General features: G+C 66.8%; 20 protein-coding genes. 7 read left to right on the top strand and 13 right to left on the bottom strand.

Features of this window, described 5'->3' with window-relative positions:
* Positions 1–413: 413 nt before the first annotated feature.
* On the top strand, positions 414–998 hold the full coding sequence (locus tag ACQ450_RS13325; protein ID WP_431469631.1) for a phage tail protein: 585 nt from the start codon (positions 414–416) through the stop codon (positions 996–998).
* 57 nt (positions 999–1055) lie between these two features.
* Here ACQ450_RS13325 and ACQ450_RS13320 read toward each other — a convergent pair whose 3' ends face one another.
* The gene (locus tag ACQ450_RS13320; protein WP_188054200.1) at positions 1056–1349 is read right to left on the bottom strand and encodes a DUF6916 family protein; all 294 of its coding nucleotides are present in this window, start codon (positions 1347–1349) and stop codon (positions 1056–1058) included.
* Positions 1350–1432: 83 nt separating this feature from the next.
* Complete coding sequence (locus ACQ450_RS13315; protein WP_431469630.1) at positions 1433–2023, bottom strand: aspartyl/asparaginyl beta-hydroxylase domain-containing protein; 591 nt, start codon at positions 2021–2023, stop codon at positions 1433–1435.
* A gap of 88 nt (positions 2024–2111) precedes the next feature.
* Here ACQ450_RS13315 and ACQ450_RS13310 point away from each other — a divergent pair, with 88 nt between their 5' ends.
* Positions 2112–3290 (top strand): sulfotransferase, encoded by a 1179-nt coding sequence (locus ACQ450_RS13310; protein ID WP_431469629.1) that lies wholly within the window; start codon positions 2112–2114, stop codon positions 3288–3290.
* Here the strand turns inward: ACQ450_RS13310 and ACQ450_RS13305 are convergent.
* On the bottom strand, positions 3269–4474 hold the full coding sequence (locus ACQ450_RS13305) for a glycosyltransferase (protein WP_431469628.1): 1206 nt from the start codon (positions 4472–4474) through the stop codon (positions 3269–3271). The two genes, ACQ450_RS13310 and ACQ450_RS13305, sit on opposite strands and share 22 nt — an antisense overlap.
* Positions 4471–6099, bottom strand: coding sequence for an MGH1-like glycoside hydrolase domain-containing protein (locus tag ACQ450_RS13300; protein WP_431469627.1), 1629 nt, complete (start codon positions 6097–6099; stop codon positions 4471–4473). The genes ACQ450_RS13305 and ACQ450_RS13300 overlap by 4 nt, the downstream gene beginning before the upstream one ends.
* Before the next feature lie 110 nt (positions 6100–6209).
* Between ACQ450_RS13300 and ACQ450_RS13295 the strand changes: the two genes are divergently transcribed.
* Both ACQ450_RS13295 and ACQ450_RS13290 read left to right on the top strand, forming a co-directional pair.
* Complete coding sequence (locus ACQ450_RS13295) at positions 6210–6368, top strand: peptide ABC transporter permease (protein WP_431469626.1); 159 nt, start codon at positions 6210–6212, stop codon at positions 6366–6368.
* Positions 6369–6398: 30 nt separating this feature from the next.
* Positions 6399–6833, top strand: a complete 435-nt coding sequence (locus tag ACQ450_RS13290; protein ID WP_431469625.1) for a Mut7-C RNAse domain-containing protein — start codon at positions 6399–6401, stop codon at positions 6831–6833.
* Here the strand turns inward: ACQ450_RS13290 and ACQ450_RS13285 are convergent.
* The 9 genes from ACQ450_RS13285 to ACQ450_RS13245 form a co-directional block, all read right to left on the bottom strand.
* Entirely contained in the window at positions 6823–7176 is a 354-nt protein-coding gene (locus tag ACQ450_RS13285) for a HesB/IscA family protein (RefSeq protein ID WP_431469624.1), read from the bottom strand. The genes ACQ450_RS13290 and ACQ450_RS13285 overlap by 11 nt on opposite strands.
* Positions 7177–7285: 109 nt before the next feature.
* Positions 7286–7750: an SUF system Fe-S cluster assembly protein gene (locus tag ACQ450_RS13280; protein ID WP_431471229.1), complete on the bottom strand. Its 465-nt coding sequence runs from the start codon at positions 7748–7750 to the stop codon at positions 7286–7288.
* A gap of 5 nt (positions 7751–7755) precedes the next feature.
* Positions 7756–8970 carry a cysteine desulfurase gene (locus tag ACQ450_RS13275; RefSeq protein WP_431469623.1) on the bottom strand — a complete coding sequence of 405 codons (1215 nt, stop codon included), beginning with the start codon at positions 8968–8970 and terminating at the stop codon, positions 7756–7758.
* Between the two features lie 109 nt (positions 8971–9079).
* On the bottom strand, positions 9080–10201 hold the full coding sequence (locus ACQ450_RS13270) for a SufD family Fe-S cluster assembly protein (RefSeq protein ID WP_431469622.1): 1122 nt from the start codon (positions 10199–10201) through the stop codon (positions 9080–9082).
* The gene (gene sufC, locus ACQ450_RS13265) at positions 10198–10941 is read right to left on the bottom strand and encodes a Fe-S cluster assembly ATPase SufC (protein ID WP_431469621.1); all 744 of its coding nucleotides are present in this window, start codon (positions 10939–10941) and stop codon (positions 10198–10200) included. Before sufC ends, ACQ450_RS13270 begins: the two co-directional genes overlap by 4 nt.
* 17 nt (positions 10942–10958) lie before the next feature.
* Positions 10959–11465 (bottom strand): energy transducer TonB family protein, encoded by a 507-nt coding sequence (locus ACQ450_RS13260; RefSeq protein WP_431469620.1) that lies wholly within the window; start codon positions 11463–11465, stop codon positions 10959–10961.
* The gene (sufB, locus tag ACQ450_RS13255; protein WP_431469619.1) at positions 11462–12925 is read right to left on the bottom strand and encodes a Fe-S cluster assembly protein SufB; all 1464 of its coding nucleotides are present in this window, start codon (positions 12923–12925) and stop codon (positions 11462–11464) included. The genes ACQ450_RS13260 and sufB overlap by 4 nt, the downstream gene beginning before the upstream one ends.
* A 3-nt stretch (positions 12926–12928) precedes the next feature.
* On the bottom strand, positions 12929–13366 hold the full coding sequence (locus tag ACQ450_RS13250; RefSeq protein ID WP_188056559.1) for an SUF system Fe-S cluster assembly regulator: 438 nt from the start codon (positions 13364–13366) through the stop codon (positions 12929–12931).
* Between the two features lie 38 nt (positions 13367–13404).
* The gene (locus ACQ450_RS13245) at positions 13405–14328 is read right to left on the bottom strand and encodes a helix-turn-helix domain-containing protein (protein ID WP_431469618.1); all 924 of its coding nucleotides are present in this window, start codon (positions 14326–14328) and stop codon (positions 13405–13407) included.
* Positions 14329–14606: 278 nt separating this feature from the next.
* On the opposite strand from ACQ450_RS13245, the gene ACQ450_RS13240 reads away from it, so the two are divergent.
* From ACQ450_RS13240 to ACQ450_RS13230, 3 genes are read left to right on the top strand one after another with little or no spacing between them, the layout of a single operon-like run.
* On the top strand, positions 14607–15620 hold the full coding sequence (locus ACQ450_RS13240; protein WP_431469617.1) for a quinone-dependent dihydroorotate dehydrogenase: 1014 nt from the start codon (positions 14607–14609) through the stop codon (positions 15618–15620).
* A 41-nt stretch (positions 15621–15661) separates the two neighbouring features.
* Complete coding sequence (gene ggt / locus ACQ450_RS13235; protein WP_431469616.1) at positions 15662–17323, top strand: gamma-glutamyltransferase; 1662 nt, start codon at positions 15662–15664, stop codon at positions 17321–17323.
* 44 nt (positions 17324–17367) lie between these two features.
* A complete protein-coding gene (locus ACQ450_RS13230) occupies positions 17368–19158 on the top strand; it encodes an AMP-dependent synthetase/ligase (RefSeq protein WP_188054185.1) in 1791 nt (596 codons plus the stop codon).
* Positions 19159–19235: the final 77 nt, after the last annotated feature.

Genomic DNA, 19235 nt, shown 5'->3' with positions numbered 1-19235 from the left:
CGGAAAGATCCGATCCGGAGACAGCCGAATCGGTTTTGCCCTTCGCCCAGTCCCCGAGTCGCCCCGCGACTCGCCACAGGCCCTGCGCCAGGCTTGCCCCCACCCGCATCACAGTACACCCCCGAACGTGCTTCTAAGCGCTTTACTTACTGATATTTTAGCTTTGGGCAAGTTCGACCCAACGCTTTCCAGCGCCAACAGTTGTGCAGCAGATGGATTTTGCCCGCTGTTGTAGCGCGAGTTGCTATTGCTATGGCGCGAATCGGTCTTTAGCCTCTCCTTCGCGCCCGAACGTCAGTCGCGGCTGGGCGGAGTTCCCGTAAGACAGTGCTACGAAGTCGCGGAGCCTTTTCGGCATCCGCCAACACGCTCAGACGAAAGCCGGAACGTGACACGCAAAGGGAGTAGGCTCGATGGAATTCTATCTCACGCAAATTCTGTTCTTCGGCGCGAATTTCGCACCGCGTTCTTTCATGTTCTGCCAAGGGCAGATCATGTCGATTGCACAGCATACGGCGCTCTTCTCCCTGCTCGGCACCACCTATGGCGGCAATGGCCAGACGACGTTCGCTCTGCCCGATGCGCGGGGACGCGCCTTTCTCGGGCAGGGCCAGGGTCCGGGAACGAGCAACTACGCGCTGGGCCAGATGGCAGGCACGGAGACAACGACCCTCATCCTGCCGAACATGCCGGCGCACAATCACACCCTCGCCCCCGGAGGCGTGACGCTGAACGCGATGGCCGGAGTGTCTGCCCTTGAGGAGGTCAGCGAACCCGAAGCGAATGCGCATCTCGGCACCCCCCACGACACGAGCGGCGACAGCGTCGTGATCTACGTCCCCGCCGGAGCCACCGGCACAACGGTCCCGCTCGGCGGAGTCAGCCTCAATGGGTCGACCAGCATCGCCGGCAACAATGTCCCCATCAACAACATGCAGCCGTACACGGTGGTCAACGCGATCATCTGCGTCGAGGGCATCTTCCCCTCGCGGAACTGATTTTCGCGACCGCGGCTTCGGCGGCCGCTCCGCTCTGAGCGGGGCGGCCGTGCGCTCTCAGGCGAACACCGCCTGATAATAGCGGCGCGTCTTCGATGGTACGAGCTGCGAGATCACGAAGCTGTACGGTCCGCCGCGGCCGCAATCGAACTCATAGGCGGTGTCGAGCAGATAGACGTCGAACTCGGATTCGAAGAACAACGAAAAGGGCTCGCGAAAGTCGAGTTCCTCGGGCAGCGGCGGCCGCCGCTCGATACGCTCCAGCGTCACTTCGACCGGCTTGGGCAGCGTGTTGACTCGCACCTTGCGGCCAACCCAGGGTTCGAAATCTTCCGGTGCGAGCAAGCGCATGCGAATTCCCCCTAATGCCGCCCCTGTGGCTCCCGAGCGCTACAGTGCCGAGGATTGCCGCTGCTGTGAAGGTCCCAGATCGCTCACCCCTGCCCGCGCGCGAGTTCGGCGGCGAGCCACGGGTTCATCGCGGCGTCGATCACCAGATGCACGCGATCGGTGGCCCCGCCGTTCTCCACGCTGTGGACATCCGACAGGCGCAGGTACCAGAGCTCGCCCGGACGCATCGCAACCGGGCGGCGATTCACGCAAAAGCGCACCTGGGGATTGGTGCGGATCGGGATGTGGAGCCGAACCGTCCCTTCCTCGGCGCACAATCCCGGATCCTTGTGCTCGAGGATCGACGATCCGGCTCCCAGCCGCATCAGCCGCACCGTCTGCAGCGGGCACTCCAGCCGAGCGAGCACATCGCGCAGATAGGGAGCGCCCCGAAGCGCCGGTGCGTCCGCGAACGCAGCTACTCCCGGATGCGCGCTCAGCATCAGGATCGGATGCTCGGCACCCGCCGGCGCGCGCAAGGGCATCGCGCTCCAATCGCCCGAATAGTTGCGGGTCACGAAGTGCGGCGTCCAGTCCGCCGCCTCCAGCCGCTCCAGGTCCGCTTCCAGCAGTGCGGGATCGAACGCCATCGGCAGCCGGACCCTGTCCGGGTAGCGCGCTTCCTGTGCGATCATCCGTCGTTCTCCCGCCGCCCTTGCCTAGCAAGGGTCTTCCAACATGCAAAACCGGCCCTGCCGCGGTCCTGAGCAATTGAGGCGGAACATGAAGAGCGATCGAGAAGTGTATCGCGCACATGTGATGGCCGATCCGGCGGCGCAGGCCTTTCTGGACGAAGCAACGTACCCCGACGACTTCGCAGCGCGCGCGCAACAGCTCGCCCGATCCGCCGGTTTGCCGCTCGACCACGAGGCGCTACGCGCCAGCCGGCGCGCGAATGCCGTTGCCCCGGACGACGCATGGGCACCTGAGGGATGGCTGCCGACCGCGATCGTCGAGGACGCGCAGGGCGCCTGGATCGATTGGGCGCGCTTCGGCGCGAGGCCGCTCACCGAGAGCTTCTATCAGGACTCGGTCGCTCACGCGGCGGCCAGACCGTTCAACCGCCTGTTCAGGCACGGCACGCGGCTCGACGCGTTCATCGATCGGGCGCCGCTCGACGCATCGGCGCCGCTGAAGGGCATGATCTTCCACATGTCGCGCTGCGGATCGACTCTGGTCGCGCAAATGCTGGCTGCGCTTCCCGCGGCGATTTCGCTCTCCGAGCCGGGGCCGCTCGACTCCGCGATCCGCTATGTGCTCCGGCACCCTGAGCTGCCGCATGCCCGCCGGATCGCGCTGCTGCGCGCGATGATGGCGGCGCTCGCGCGGAGTCGCAGCGGGGAAAGCCGCTGCTTCCTGAAGCTGGACAGCTGGCATATCCTCGCCTTGCCGCTGCTCCGCGACGCCTTTCCCGACGTTCCCTGGATCTACCTTTTTCGCGATCCGGTTGAAGTGCTCGTGTCGCAGATGCGGCAGCGCGGCTATCAGACCGTCCCGGCGCTGGTGCCGCCCGGGCTCTACGATGCCGACACGGAGCGGACCACCCAACCGGAGATCCTCTGCGCGCGGATCTTCGCCCACTATCACGCAGCGGCGGTCGAAGGGCTGGCAACGAGCGGCATCGCCATCGACTATGCCACGCTCCCCGCCGCTTTCTTCGATCGCATCGCGCCGCATTTCGGCCTGCGGCTCACTGCCGCCGAGCAACGCCGGATCGCGCAAGCGAGTGCGCATGACGCGAAAGCGCCGGACAATCTCTTCACTGCCGACGGCGCTCGAAAGCGCAGCGAAGCCGGTGCGGCGGTGACGGAGGCGGCAACACGCCAGCTCGGCGATCTCCACGACCAGCTGCTCCGCATCAGCCGGTCGGCCCCGAAGGATCAGCGCGCCGCTTCCTCATAGTCGGCGAGCAGTTCGGTGAAGGTCCGCGTCCAGGCGAAGTTCCGCTCGACATGCGCACGGGCGCGCTGCGCGATCTGCTCCCGCTCGGCCGCGACGCGCACGATGCCCGCTGCCATCGCAGCCGCATCGCCCACCGGCGCCAGATAGCCGAGCCCCTCGGGCACCCGCTCGCGAAGCGCCCCACCCGCCACGCCGACCACCGGCAGGCCCGCGGCCTGCGCCTCGATCACGGCGAGCCCGAAGGTCTCGTGCGGGCCGGCAGTCACATAGATGTCGGCGGAGGCAAGCAGCGCCGCAAATCGCTCGCGATCGGTTTCATAAGACAGGAGGTGGACGCCCGGATGCTCTCCCGCCAGCTGCGCGATTTCGTCGTGCAGCGGCCCCTCGCCCACGATCCAGAGCTGCGCATCGAAGCGGTCGGGCAACTGAGCATAGGCTTCGATCAGCTTCGGCACCTGCTTCTCGGTGCCGAGCCGTCCGGCATAGACCAGAACCATTGTGGCAGGCCCTGCCCCGGTGCGCGCCCGCACCGCCGGATCGGCCTTGTCGGGCCGAAACAGCTCGAGATCGACTCCCAGCGGCACGATTCGCACGTCCTCGACGCCATAGTCGCGGAGGCGCTCCGCCTGCGCCGGCGTCGAGGCGAAGCGCAGGTCGCAATGCTCGAAGACGTTGCGCATATAGCGCTCCGCCCCCTTTTCGGCGGTGTCCGCCAGCTTCTCCACCATATGCCCGAGCGTGTCGCTGATCTCGTCGATCCAGTCGTGCGCCAGCGCGCGCAGCGGGGCACCGACATAGGCGTCGGCGACGTCGGTGTGAAAGAAGCCCCCAACCAGGCAGCGCTCGCCTGCGCGGTGCCGGTGCTTGCGATAGGAAAAGGCGGCCCAGGGCGAGATATAATAGCTGCCGAGTTCGACGATGTCGGGCGCATGCGCATCCAGCGCCTTCCGGATCGAACGCGGATTGATGAAGAAGCGATAATCCTGCTGGCCGGGAAAGCGCGGGCTGTCGATCTCCACGATCGTGCCATGCGCATCCTCACGCACCCGGTCTTCCGCACCCGGGACGATCAGCAGATGCGTGTGCTGCGTCGATTCGGCGAGGAAGCGGCGTTTCTGATCGATGTAGGTGCGGATTCCGCCGCTGTGCTCGTTATACGCCAGCGTCACGTCACAGAATTTCATGCGCTGCCTTCCGCCTCTTGTGCCAACAACACCGGTTCTCCGAACGCCGCTTCGAACGGCCGCGTGCCCCATGCCATCCGCAATTCACCGCGCGTGCGGCCCTCCGGCCCGACGCGCAATTCGACTTCGCCTTCCTCCGCCGCCAGCAGAAGCGTGAAGCGCATCCCTTCGGCACGTCGCGGAAAGCGCGGCCGGAGCGCACGCGCGCCGGGGCGGCCCTGAAGGCCGAACAGATGCTCGGCCACTAGCATATTCACCAGCCCGGTCCAGCCGACGAAGTCGGCCACCGGCCCGGATCCGAGCGTGATCTTTTTCCAGCGATTGCCGCGCTTTCGATGCAGCGCATCGATGCGATGCACAGTGGGATCGTAGAACTCGTAGAAATGCCCGTGATGCTGATAGGTACGATAGACGCCGTCGGCGAGGCGGAACGCCATGTCCGACGCGGTTTCGTGCCAGCCCGCGCGGCGCAGCCCTTCCACCACTCCATAGGCCGTGTTGAGCCACACCGGGCCGCGCCACATGTCCCGCTCGAAATCCGGATCGTCGAGCGCCACAGACGGCAGCGGGATCAGCGTGCCGAATCCCTGCGGGTCCACGATCCGGCCGTGCATCCGCTCGGCCCGTGCGGCGCCGGGAATCCCCGCCCACAGCGGCAACAGCGAGGCGATGGTGCGGCTGCGCACCAGCCGGCCCCGCGTCGTGTCGAGATCGAAATACAGGCCTTCTCCCGGGTCCCACAGATGGGCGTTCACCAGCGCCCGAATGCGATCCGCCTCGTGCCCATGGGCAGCCGCTTCGGCATCCCTGCCGAGCGTCGCGGCCATTTCGGCCAGTGCCTCGCTCTGGAGCACCATATAGCTGCACAGGTCGGGCGCCGCCCAGGTGCGGATGTCCTCCAGTCGTCGCTCGTCGGTCGTGCTGAAGCGCGGCGCGTTCTCGACGCCGGATTCATAGGGATGTGCCCAGTGATAGAGGCCGTTCGACAGCCGCCGATGCGCGTCGAGCCAGCGCTTATATGCGGCAAGCGCAGGATAGGCCTCGGCGATCCAACTGCGCGCGCGCGCCTCGGGCACCTCGCGCGCCAGTCGCACCAGCGACCAGGCGATCAGCGGCGGCTGCGTGAATTTGGACCGGGTATATTCGGATGCGAAATGCTGCAGCCGGTCGCCGTCGCGCAGCCGGATCACCGCCGCCAGCACCTCCCAGGCGACCTGCGGATCCCAGCCCTTCCAGACCTGTGCGATGAAGGCCGAATCCCACAGATAGACGCCGCGAAACGGCGGCCCCGGATGCGCATGGCGCAGATCGCTCAGCCGGTTCGGCGTCTGGAGGTTGAGGAACAGCGAGGCGTTCACTCCGGCAAAGCCGTGCCGCCAACTCGCCAGCGAGCGCCCGTGCGAATCCGTCACCTCCAACTCCGGAGGCAGGCGCTCGATATCCTTGGCGGCGAGCAGAGTGGTCGTCATCGCATCGGCGGACGCTCCGCGCCGCTCGAACAGCCGCGACAGGACGAGAATCTCGAAACCGAATACCGCCAACCGCCCGAGCCGCCGCACCGTCCCTAGGGCGAGGCGGAAGCCGTAGGCGAGCGAACGAGTCAGGCCGCGCCGTTCGGCAGGCATGGCATTCCTTCGAAGCAGAGACCGGGAGGCACGCTCGGGCAAACGTGCGGCACCGCGAAAGGTTCGTCCCGCGTCGCAACCATCCGCCGCATACCCGCATTTGGAGTGGCATGGACCCGAATCAGGAAACTCCGCGGCACATCTCGGCGCAGGACGCGCGCGGCGGCGACGTCATTCTGCGAACGCGCCGACGGCGATTGATCTTCATCGCCGGGCTGGTCGGACTGGCGGTGCTTGCGATCCTCGCGCGGCTTGCTTTCTACGCCTGAGCGGCGTCGATGCGCCTGCTATGTGACCGCATGCTGCTCGGTCTCGCCCGTTGGACGCGCGCTGCCGGGCACGACACCGCAGTGGTGGAGTCCGAGGCCCAGGATCCGGCGGTTCTGGCGCGCGCCGCGTCAGAGCGCCGCAGGCTGGTAACGCGGGCTCGCGCGCTCGCCGAGTGTAATGCGGGCGCAATTCTCCTCACCGGCGATACGCTCGACGAACAGGCGGCTGCGCTTGTCGGCGGGGCCGATCTCGACTGGCTGGAAGCGCCATTCACGCGCTGCCTGGTCGACAATCAACCGCTGCGGACAGTTGAGCCGGACAGGCTCCCGGATATTCCGGATTCGGCTCGCAGCCTTTCCGGCCCCTTTCGCACCTGCCCCGCATGCGGCCGCAGCTATTGGCCGGGCAGCCACGTGCGCCGGATGCGTGCCCGCCTCGAACGCTGGGCTACGGCTAAACCGTGAAGCTCTCGCCGCAGCCGCAGGCACCCTTGGCATTGGGATTCTCGAATACGAACCCCGCGGTGAAATCGTCTTCCACCCAGTCCATCGTCGATCCGATCAGATAGAGCACCGAAGCGCCATCGACGAAGAAGGCGCCGCCCGGTGTGTCGATCCGTTCGTCCATCGGATTCGCCTCGGCGACATAATCCACCGAATAGGCGAGGCCGGAACAGCCGCGGCGGGGCGTGGAGAGCTTAACGCCGATCGTCCCCTCCGGCGCCCGCGCCATCAGCGCGGCGATCCGCGCCTCGGCAGCGTGCGTCAGGTTCAGCACGGCGGGGCGTTCGCGGGTGGTGGTTGCCATGTCTCACTTACCTTTCCCGTTCGCTTCGAGCGCAGTCGACAAGCGTTGCGCCACATCAGCGTGTCCCGTTTTCGCTCGACACCAACGGTTCTGTTGCGCTCGTCCGGGGTCAGAGCATTCCCAGCTCGAGCTTCGCTTCGTCGCTCATCTTGCCCGGATCCCACGGCGGATCCCAGACGAGGTTCACTTCGGAATGGCCCACACCCGGCACCGATCCGACCCGCAGCTCGACTTCGGCGGGCATCGATTCGGCGACCGGGCAATGCGGCGTCGTCAGCGTCATCGTCACGACGGCATGGCCGTCGTTGGTGACCTCGACGCCATAGATCAGCCCCAGGTCATAGATGTTCACCGGGATTTCCGGATCGTAGATTTCCTTCAGCGCCTCGACGATCGCATCGTAGAGCGCGCCGCCCGGCTCCCCGCTGTTCGCCGGCTCGGGCTTCTGTGCAAGGAAGCCGGTGAGATAATCGCGCTTACGCTCATAGGTGTCGCGCGCGTCCTCCACCCGGGCGCGCGGCGGCGCGTCGACCCGCTCGACTTCCTCGGCCACGATCTTGCTTTCCTCGTTCATCATCTTCACCCGAAAATCCGCGTGACGCGCTCGACGCCCTGCACCAGCGCCGCGACGTCGGCCGCCGAATTATACACTCCGAAGCTCGCGCGCGCCGTCGCTTCGACGCCCAGCGCCTCCATCAGCGGCTGCGCGCAGTGATGCCCCGCGCGGATCGCCACCCGGCTCTCGTCCAAGATGGTGGCGATGTCGTGCGGATGCACCCCCTCGACGCCGAAGCTGACGATCCCCGCCGAATTCTCCGGCCCGAACAGGCGCACGCTGTTGATCTCCGACAGTCGTGCGCGCGCTTCGGCGACCAGTGCCGCCTCATGCGCATCGATCCGGTCGAGCCCGATCGCCTCGACGTAATCGATCGCCGCGTGCAGCCCCAGCGCACCGACGATGTGCGGCGTTCCCGCTTCGAATCGACCCGGCGGCGGGGCATAGGTCGTGCGCTCGAACGAGACCTTGTCGATCATCGATCCGCCGCCCTGCCACGGCGGCATCGCGTCGAGCAGCTCGGCGCGGCCCCACAGCACGCCGACACCAGTGGGACCGTAGAGCTTGTGCCCGGAAAAGACATAGAAGTCGCAGTCGAGCGCACCGACGTCGACCGGCATCCGCGGCACCGCCTGGCAGCCGTCCAGCAGCAGCTTCGCGCCCACGCCATGCGCCAGTTCCGCCGCCCGCCGCGCGTCGAGCACCGATCCGGTGACGTTCGAGACATGCGCCAGCGCGACCAACCGATGCCGCGAGGTCAGCATCTCGGCCATCGCATCGAGATCGATCCGCTGGTCTTCGGTCAGCGGCAGCACGTCAATGTGCGCACCGATCCGCTCGGCCGCCAGCTGCCACGGCACGATATTCGAATGATGCTCGAGTTGGCTCAGCAGGATCCGGTCGCCCGCGCGCAGCTGCGACACGGCCCAGCTCTGCGCCACCAGATTGATGCCTTCGGTCGCTCCGCGCACGAATACGATCTCGTCGGCCGAACCTGCCCCCAGGAATCTCGCCGCCCGCGCCCGCGCCGCCTCATAGGCGAGCGTCATGTCCGCCGACCGCTGATAGACGCCGCGGTGGACGGTGGCATAGGTCTCGCCATAGCCGCGCGTGATCGCATCGATCACCGGGCGCGGCTTCTGCGCGGTCGCGGCGGTATCGAGATACGCCCAGCCCGAAGGGATCGCCGGAAAGTCGGCGAGCACGTCGAGCGGGCGCATGTCGGCCGTCACTTGCATGTCGCACCCTCTCCGCGCGTCCCGGGCGCGGTCGCGGGACGCGCCGCACCTGACGCGCATCGTGTCTCGACTTTGCTCGACACAAGCGGATTCGCGCAGGAAAGAGGTGTCACAGCGCCTCCCCCAGCCACTTCTCCGCATCGGCCGCGAACGCCTCGCGCACCGGTTCCTGGCCGATCCGGTCGAGCGCATCGGCAACGAAGGCGCGGGTCAGCAGCGCCTTGGCGGCGCCTTCAGCCAGTCCGCGGCTCTGGAGATAGAAAAGCGCGCGCCGGTCGAGCTCGCCCACTGTGGCGCCATGGGCGCACTTCACGTCGTCGGCGAAAATTTCCAGCTCGGGCTTCAGATTGATCGTCGCCGTGCGGTCGAGCAGCAGTCCCCGCAGCGACTGTTCGCCGTCGGTCTTTTGCGCGCCGCGGCGAACCACCACCCGAGCCGCGATGCTTGCAGTAGCCCGCTCGCTCGCCACCGCGCGCCAGGTCTGCCGGCTGGTACCTTCCTCGCCCGCATGGTCGACCAGATTGAACGTGCCGAGCATCTGCTCTCCGCACGCCAGCAGCGCGCCGCCCACTTCGACATAGGCACCGGGCATGCTGGCGATGTTGCCGGTTTCCAGCCGCGCAGTGTCGCAACCGAGCACCAGCGCCGTCGAAATGAAACTCGCCGCCTCGGGGACACAGGACGCGGCATGATCGGTGAAGGCGCCGCCGGTCTTCACCGCGCGCACGGCACGCATGAGCCGCGCCCCGCGCTTCGCCTCATACCAGTTGGCGACATTCGCCCAGCCGGAGCCGAGGTGTGTCTCGACGATCGATGCCTGGGCATCCTCCTCGAGCACGATCTTGTTGGCATAGTGCGCGCTGCCGCCCGTCGAGACGTAGACGATCTGCACCGTCCCGATCACGCCGCGCTTGCCGACCACAATCGCGAACCCCGCGCGCGCCTCGCGCACCGCGCGATCGGCGAGCGGATTGCCGGCAAGCTCCGTGCCGCCGTTCGTCACGCGAACCTCGCCCGGCGCGCTCAGCTCCGCGCGAAAGACCCCATCGACGAACACGAGCCGCGGGCCGGGCAGATCGATCCACCAATCATCGAGGGTGGGCAGCGCACCGCTCGGCGCTTCCGTCTCGTAACGGGCCAGCCTGCCGGTATCGAACCAGCGCAGATCCTCCTGCCGCTGGACGTCCTCCGGTGGGCCAGGCGCCCGTTCCAAGGTGTCGGCCGCGCTCACGCCGCCACCGCCGCATAGCCTTCGCGCTCCAGCGCCTCGGCCAGTTCCGGCCCGCCCGAGCGCACGATCCGCCCATCGGCGAGCACATGCACCTTGTCCGGCCGGACATAGTCGAGCAGCCGCTGGTAATGGGTTATCAGCAGCACGCCCTTGTCCGGTGCACGCAGGATGCGGTTGATACCGTCGCCCACGGTCTTCAGCGCATCGATGTCCAGGCCCGAATCCGTCTCGTCGAGGATCGCGAACTTCGGGCCGAGGATACCCATCTGCACCATCTCGTTGCGCTTCTTCTCGCCGCCCGAAAAGCCGACGTTCACCGGCCGTTTGAGCATCTCCTGGTCCATCCCAAGCGCATCGGCCTGGCCGCGGGCAAGCTTCAGGAACTCCGCGCCGGAAAGCGGATTTTCGCCGCGCGCGCGTCGCTGGCTGTTCAACGCCTCGCGCAGGAACTGGACGTTCGAGATGCCGGGAATTTCGACCGGATACTGAAAACCGAGGAACAGCCCGGCCGCCGCGCGCTCGTGCGGCTCCATCTCCAGCAGATCCTCGCCCAGGAAGGTGACCGAACCGGCCGTCACTTCATAAGCGTCGCGCCCGCCGAGCACATAGCCCAGCGTCGACTTGCCCGCGCCGTTCGGCCCCATGATCGCGTGGATCTCGCCCGCGCGGACTTCGAGGTCGAGCCCCTTGAGGATTTCCTTGCCGTCGATTTCGGCGTGGAGGTTTTCGATCTTCAACATGCGTGTCTCTGTTCCAATCAGGGCATCGTGTCGGGACCGGGCCCGAAGGTGATCGCCGGTGCGCTGGTCATGTCACGCGGCGGCGGGGGCAGGTCGGGAAGCCGGTTCGGATCGTCCTCCGCCGCGCCGCGTACGGCAGGGCCGACCGCAGGCATCTCTGCGGCGGTGCGCGGCTCGACCAGCTTCGGCAGCGTGAGCGCCATCGCGGGCGCGGCTTCCGCCGCAGCCGCGCGCCGCGGGGCCAGCGTAACCAGCGACACGTCGATGCACGCACCGGCCTCGGCCACGTCCGCGGCGCAGTCAGGCACGGTTGCACAGGCTTCCGCATCGAGCGAGTCGACACCGCTCGAGATGAAGACTCGGCAATTCTCCAGCCGGCCGTCGGCAGCGCGATCGAAGAGGAGCGCCACGCGCCCCACCGTCGCCTGCACGACGATCGCCTCCGCTTCCTCTTCGAAGACGGCGTCCTGCGCAGGCACGTCCTGCATCGCGACAGCGGCGAGGAGGAGCAGCGGCGAGATCACCCCACCGAACCTTCAAGGCTGATGCCGAGCAGCTTCTGCGCCTCGACTGCGAATTCCATCGGCAGCTGCTGCAGCACTTCCTTGGCGAAGCCGTTGACGATCAGCGCCACCGCACTTTCGGTGTCGAGCCCGCGCTGCATCGCATAGAAGAGCTGATCGTCGCTGATCTTGCTGGTCGTCGCCTCATGCTCGATCTGCGCGGACGGGTTCTTCACTTCGATATAGGGCACCGTGTGCGCGCCGCACCGGTCGCCGAGCAGCAGGCTGTCACATTGCGTGAAGTTGCGGACATTCTCCGCATTCGGCCCGACGCGCACCAGCCCGCGATAGGTGTTGTCGCTGCGGCCCGCGCTGATCCCCTTCGAGATAATCGTTGATCGGCTGTTCTTGCCGTTGTGAATCATCTTGGTGCCGGTATCGGCCTGCTGCCGGCCGTTGGTCACTGCGACCGAATAGAATTCGCCGACGCTGTTCTCGCCGTTCAGCACGCAGCTGGGATATTTCCAGGTGATCGCGCTGCCGGTTTCGACCTGGGTCCAGCTGACCTTGGAATTCTTCCCCTGGCACAGCGCGCGCTTGGTGACGAAGTTATAGATGCCGCCCTTGCCGTTCTCGTCGCCCGGATACCAGTTCTGCACCGTCGAGTATTTGATTTCCGCATCGTCGAGCGCGACGAGCTCGACTACCGCGGCGTGCAGCTGGTTCTCGTCACGCATCGGCGCGGTACAGCCTTCGAGGTAGCTGACGAATGCGCCCTTGTCGGCGACGATCAGCGTCCGTTCGAACTGACCCGTATTCTCGGCGTTGATGCGGAAATAGGTCGACAGCTCCATCGGGCAGCGGACGCCCTCGGGCACATAGACGAAGGTGCCGTCGGAAAAGACCGCGCTGTTGAGCGTCGCGAAATAGTTGTCGCGCTGGGGCACCACCTTGCCGAGCCACTTCTTGACCAACTCGGGATGCTCGCGGATCGCCTCGCTGATCGAGAGGAAGATCACGCCGGCGGCCTTCAGCTCCTCGCGAAAGGTCGTCGCGACCGAGACGCTGTCGAACACCGCATCGACAGCCACCTTGCGCGCGCCCTCGACGCCCGCGAGCACCTTCTGCTCCTCGATCGGGATGCCCAGCTTTTCATAGGTCCGCCGGATCTCGGGATCGAGCTCGTCGAGCGAGGCGATCGTCTTCTTCTGCTTGGGCTCGGCGTAATAATAGGCGTCCTGATAGTCGATCGGCGCGATGTTCAGCTTGGCCCAGTCGGGCGCCGTCATCTCCTGCCACATCCGAAACGCCTTCAGCCGCCAGTCGAGCATCCATTCGGGCTCGCCCTTCTTGGCGGAGATGAAGCGCACCGTGTCCTCGGTCAGCCCCTTGGGCGCAAAGTCCTGCTCGACCTCGGACGCGAAGCCCCATTCATATTTCTTGTTCGCGGCGGCAAGCGCCTCGGCGTTTTTCGTGGCCATGGTTCAGCTTCCAATCGGAGCGGCTTCGCGCACCGGATTTGTGTTCAGGGACGCCAGTGTCACACTGGCCAACGCGCCGCGCACGGCGCCGTTCACTTGGTTCCAGTGCGGCTTCACGCGGCAATTCTCTTCAACCGCGCAGTCGCGGCCCTTTTCATCGACACAGGCGGTCATCGCGATCGGCCCGTCGATCGCTTCGACGATATCGGCCAGCGTGATCGCCGCCGGCGGTCGCGCGAGGCGGAATCCGCCGCCGGTCCCGCGCGCGCTCTCCACCAGCCCGGCTGCGGACAGCCGGCTGACCAGCTTCTGCACCGTCGGAAGCGGCAGCCCGGTTTCCTCGGCGAGCAGCGTTGCGTTCAGCCGCCCCGCCCCGCCGCAATGGCGTGCGGCGGCGGTGAGCATCACCACCGCATAATCGGCAAGGGAGGACAGGCGCATCATCAATCGGACCAACTCGTTCCGATTGGCATCTGGGGTCAATCGTCGTGTGGGTCAAGCGTTTCCGGCACTGCCTCGGGCAACATGTAGAAGGTTTCCTTGTCCAGCGTCGCCGCCAGCACCGGATCGATCCGCTCGCGCAGGCTGGTGGGCGTGTGGCCGGTATAGTGCTTAACTTCGTTGATCATGTGCGACTGATCGGAAAAGGGTGCGGCGACATCGGCAGCCCGCTCGCCGCGATAGAGGCGCAGCGCCGCCAGCAGCGCACGGAACTTGCGGCGCAGGTGAGTCGGCGATCCGCCGAAATATTCGTTGCACAGCCGCATTACCTGGCGCGGCGTCATGCCGGGAACGGCATCGTAGAGCGCCTGTACGTCGAGCGTCTCGGACGCCGACCATTCCCGCACTGCCTGCGCCAGCGCCAGATGGGAAACAGGCACGGATTGCCGCCGCGCCTGCAGGAACGGCTCGACGGCTGCGATCATTTCCTCCAGCGTCTCCAGGCGCCGCAGCTCCGCCAGCAGCGCAATCACCTCGGGTCCAAACACCTCGGCTCCGTCGATCACCCGATCGGCGACCTGATGCGCCGGAAGCCTCACCAGGGAACGCCAGCCGATCGGCCGCAGCGAAACGCCGAAACAGTGAAACGGTCCTTCGACGCGGTAGCGCGCAGCCGCGGTCCCCGGCGCGTTGATCATCACCGGGCGCGAATGTTCTTCGCGGCCGTCGGGAAACAGGAGCACTCCCTCGCCTTTCAGCATGAAGCGGATCTGGCCGACGTCGACTCGTTCGACGCCCTCCACTTCGCGCGCATCCCAGCGATACAGATAATAGGTTTCGACGAGCGGCTTCAGCGGCCCTTCGGTATCGATGAAGCGTAGCGCAGGCCCGCCTGGGGCGGAGCGCAGCACGACACCCTTGCCCTCGCCTGCGGCATCGGTCGTGCGGACGGCTTTCGCCACGGAAGCCTTGCCTCCGCGGTCGGTTCCGGCGTGCTGCATTGGCCTGAGTACCCCACCTCAGATGACCGAAGGCAGGACTATATCGTTCAGGTGGCGGCGATAAAAGACGGCCCGGCCAACGAATCGGCCGGGCCAGTTAGAAAGGGTCCCCCTGTTGGCGGAACCCCTCGGGTCGCAGCTCCGTACTAGCACCGAGACCTGCTGCGGTATTGAACCCAAACGACATTCCGGCACGCGGCCGCTTTGACGTTGCTCCGCTCCGGTGCAAACACCGGCGCATGGCCTATCCGCTCCGCCCCCTGCTGTTCGCGCTCGATGCCGAGCAGGCGCACGGCGCTTCGCTCGCCGCGCTGCGCCTCTGGATCACCGCAGGAACGCCGTTCAACGCCTCCGGAACGGATATGTCGCTGCAGACCGAAGTAGCCGGCATCGTCTTCCCCAATCCGCTCGGCCTCGCAGCGGGATACGACAAGGATGCAGTGGCCGTGCCCGGGCTGTTCGCACTCGGCTTCGGCTCGGTCGAAGTCGGTACGCTCACCCCGCGCCCGCAGCCGGGCAATCCTCGGCCGCGCCTGTTCCGGCTTGCCGAAGACGAAGCCGTGATCAACCGCATGGGCTTCAACAACGGCGGTCTCGACGCGGCACTGGCGCGGATCGCCAAGCGGCGCGACCGCAGCGGCGTGCTCGGCATCAATGTCGGCGCGAACAAGGATTCGGCGGATCGGATCGCCGATTATGCCCAGGGCGTGGCGCGCGCCGCGCCGCTTGCCGATTACATCACGGTCAATGTCAGCTCGCCCAACACGCCGGGCCTGCGCGATCTTCAGTCGCGACCGGCGCTCGACGATCTCCTTGCCGCCTGCGATGCCGCGCGCGTGCTGCCGGATGCGCGCCTCCGGCCGCTGTTCCTGAAGATCGCGCCCGATCTCGATCGTGCCGGCATCGAGGGAGCCGTACGCGCGGCGATCGACAATCGAGTTGACGCGCTGATCGTGGGAAACACGACCATCTCGCGCCCGGACGGACTGCGCTCCTCGCACGTCGGCGAAACCGGTGGCCTCTCCGGCGCACCGCTCGCGGCTCTCGCCCGCGCCAAGCTCGTCGAAGCGCTCGCGGCGGCGAATGGCGCGCTGCCGGTGGTCTCCGCCGGCGGGATCGACAGCGCGGACGAGGCGCTGGCGCGGCTCGACGCGGGGGCGAGCCTGATCCAGCTCTATTCCGGTCTCGTCTACCGCGGACCCGGACTGATCCACGCGATCCTGGCCGCTCTCGCCGCACGAAAGCGCGGCTGAGCCGCTTTGCGCTGGCACGAAAACACCGCTACGGCAGGCGCATGAAAAGGCTGCTCGTTGCGTTCATCGCCCTCCTCCTCCCGGCAGCCGCATGCGCCCAGGGAGTGGTCGCCTCCGCCGATCCGCGCGCGACCGAGGCGGGCCGCGAGATGCTGCGCCAGGGCGGCAGCGCCACCGACGCCGCGCTCGCGATGCTCGTCGCACTCACGGTCGTCGAGCCCCAGTCGAGCGGCATTGGCGGCGGCGGCTTTCTGCTGCACCACGACGCCGAAACGCGCGTCCTGACCACCATCGACGGTCGCGAGACCGCGCCTGCGGCGGCCCGCCCGGACCGGTTCCTCACTGCCGACGGCGCGCCGATGCCGTTCCTCGAAGCCGTGCCGGGGGGTCGCTCGGTGGGCGTTCCGGGTAATCTCCGGCTGATGGCGATGGCGCATGCAAAATGGGGGCGGCTCGACTGGGCGGCTCTCTTCCAGCCTGCGATCCGCCTTGCCGAACAGGGCTATGACGTCACTGCCCCGCTCGCCGCCTATACGCGAATGCTGGCACCGCGCTGGGCCGACTTTCCCGAGACCGCGGCGCTGTATCTGAACGACGGCGAGCCGCTCGAAGTCGGCGATCATATCCGCAATCCGGCGCTCGCCGCCTTCCTCCGCCGCCTCGCCGCCGAAGGCGCCGATGCCTTCTACACCGGCGAGAATGCCGAAGCGATCGTCAACAGGGTCGCGCAAAGCCCGAACAGCCCGGGGGACATGACGCTCGGCGATCTCGCCGCCTATCGCGCGGTCGAGCGCCCGGCGGTGTGCGGCGGCTATCGCGACTACACCGTCTGCGGCATGGGCCCGCCCTCCTCGGGCGCCACCACCGTGCTCCAGATCCTCGGCATGCTCGAACGGTTCGACATCGGCGAGATGGGCGCGCGTTCGCCCACTGCATGGCATTTGATCGGCCAGGCGATGCGGCTCGCCTATGCCGACCGCGGCAAGTATCTCGGCGATCCGGACTTTGTCTCCGTGCCGGTCGCGGGACTCGTCGATCCCGGCTATCTCGCGCATCGTGCGCGGCTGATCGCGCCCGATCGCGCCTTGGAACGCTATCAGCCCGGCACCCCGCCCGGCGCGCAGCCGCGGACCGATGCGGTACAGCCCGACGTACCCGGCACCACGCATTTCGTCGCGGTCGATCGGGCGGGCAGTGTCGTCTCGATGACCTCGACCGTCGAGGGGCCGTTCGGAAGCCAGCTGCTCGCCAACGGCTATGTCCTCAACAACGAGCTCACCGATTTCAGCTTCGCGCCCGAGGAAGCCGGCGCGCCGGTGGCCAATGCCGTCGCGCCGGGCAAGCGCCCGCTGTCATCGATGTCGCCGACCATCGTGTACGATCCCGACGGCCGGCCGGTGCTGGCGCTCGGCTCGGCGGGCGGACGGCGGATCATCATGCACGTCGCCAAGACACTGATCGGCGTGCTCGACTGGGATCTGCCCGTCGCCGAGGCGATGGCGCTGCCCAATCTTTACTACGACGACGCGGATTTGCTGATCGAAGCGACTCCGCTCGGCACCGAACTTGCCCGGGAAATCGCGCCGCTCGGCGCCGTCCGCGCTGCCGATCAGGGGTCGAAGGTCACTGCCGTCGAACGCACGCCGGAGGGCTGGCGCGGCGCCGCCGATCCGCGCAGCGTCGGCACCGCCGCAACCGAATAAGAACAACGCGGTTGAATACAACCGTAACGAAGACGGGAGACAGGATGCGCAGGCTCGAACGGTTCGAAAACCTCGTCAGCATGTTCTTCGCACGCGCGAAGGAGAAGGGCGACGCGCCCTTTCTCTGGGCAAAGGCGGACGGCGAATGGAAGGCGACGAGCTGGTCCGAGGCCGCCCGCCAAGTCGCGGGGCTCGCCACCGCGCTGGAATCGATGGGACTGCGCCGCGGCGACCGCGTGATGCTCGTTTCGGACAATCGCCCCGAATGGTGCATAAGCGATCTCGCGATCATGGCGGCGGGTTGCGTGACGGTGCCGACCTACACCACCAATACCGAGCGCGATCACGCCCATATCATTGAGAATTCGGGCGCCTGCGCGATTATCGTCTCGAACGCCAAGCTCGCGCGCAACCTGATGCCGGCGGCGGTCCGCTCGAACACCGTCCGGATGGTGATCGCGATCGACGAGATGCGCGCCAGCCAGTCGGGCAGCATGGAATATCATCAGTGGCGCAGCCTGATCGAGGCGCACCCCGCCGATCCCGAAGCCGTGGCGGCACGCGCCACCTTCAAGCGCTCCGACCTCGCCTGCATCATCTATACGAGCGGCACCGGCGGCGCACCGCGCGGCGTGTGCCAGCATCACGGCGCGATCCTCCACAATGTCGAAGGATGCACCGCGCTGATCTCCGAGGATTTCGGCTGGGACGACGAGATTTTCCTCTCGTTCCTGCCGCTTTCGCACGCCTATGAGCATACCGGCGGGCAGCATTTCCCGATCGGCCTCGGCGCCCAGATCTATTATGCCGAGGGGCTCGAGAAGCTTGCCTCGAACATTGAGGAGGTCCGGCCGACGATCATGGTCGTCGTGCCGCGCCTGTTCGAAGTGCTCCGCACCCGCATCAGCAAGGCGATCGAGAAACAGGGCAAGTTCTCCGCCTATCTGCTCGACCGCGCGGTGAAGATCGGCTCCAAGCGGAGCGCGGGCGGCGTGCCGGTGCAGGATCAACCGATGAACCTGTTCCTCAAGGCCACGCTCAAACCCAAGATCGCCAAGCGCTTCGGCGGGCGGATGAAGGCGATGGTCTCGGGCGGGGCGCCGCTCAATCCTGAGATCGGGATCTTCTTCGATTCGCTCGGCCTCACCTTCCTACAAGGCTATGGCCAGACCGAGGCCGCGCCGGTGATCTCGTGCAACCGTCCCAAGGCGGGTCTCAAGCACGACACGGTCGGCCCGCCGCTCGAAGGCGTCGAAGTGCGGATCGCCGAGGACGGCGAGATATTGGTGCGCGGCGAGCTCGTGATGCACGGCTATTGGCGCAACGAGGACGAGACCGACCGCGTCCTCAAGGACGGCTGGCTCCATACCGGCGACATCGGCGAGATCGACGCCAAGGGCCGGATCCGGATCACCGACCGCAAGAAGGACATCATCGTCAACGACAAGGGCGACAACGTCGCCCCGCAGAAGATCGAGGGCATGCTGACGCTCCAGCCCGAGATCGTCCAGGCGATGATCTATGGCGACCGCAAGCCCTATATGACCGCGGTGCTCGTCCCGGATCCAGAATGGACGCAGGAATGGTGCGCCAAGAGCGGCAATCCCTGCGACTTCGAGAAACTGGCGCAGGATCTCGACTATCGCGCGGCGCTGGGGAAGGCAGTCGAGCGCGTCAATCACGATCTGTCGCAGATCGAGCGCGTCCGCCGCTTCATCCTGGCCGACGCGCCCTTCCAGATCGAGAACGAGCAGCTGACCCCGAGCCTCAAGATTCGCCGCCACGTGCTCCGCAAGGTCTATGGCGAGCGGTTGGATGCGCTCTACCGAGGATAGCCTCACCGAGCGGGCGCTCGCCGGCAGGGCCAGTGCGGCGCCGGGCAACCGCACCGCCGGCGTTCACTGGACCTGAC

The sequence above is a fragment of the Sphingosinithalassobacter sp. LHW66-3 genome (assembly GCF_050703275.1).
Taxonomy (GTDB): Bacteria; Pseudomonadota; Alphaproteobacteria; order Sphingomonadales; family Sphingomonadaceae; genus Sphingomonas.
This window is presented reverse-complemented; position numbering and strand designations above follow the sequence as displayed.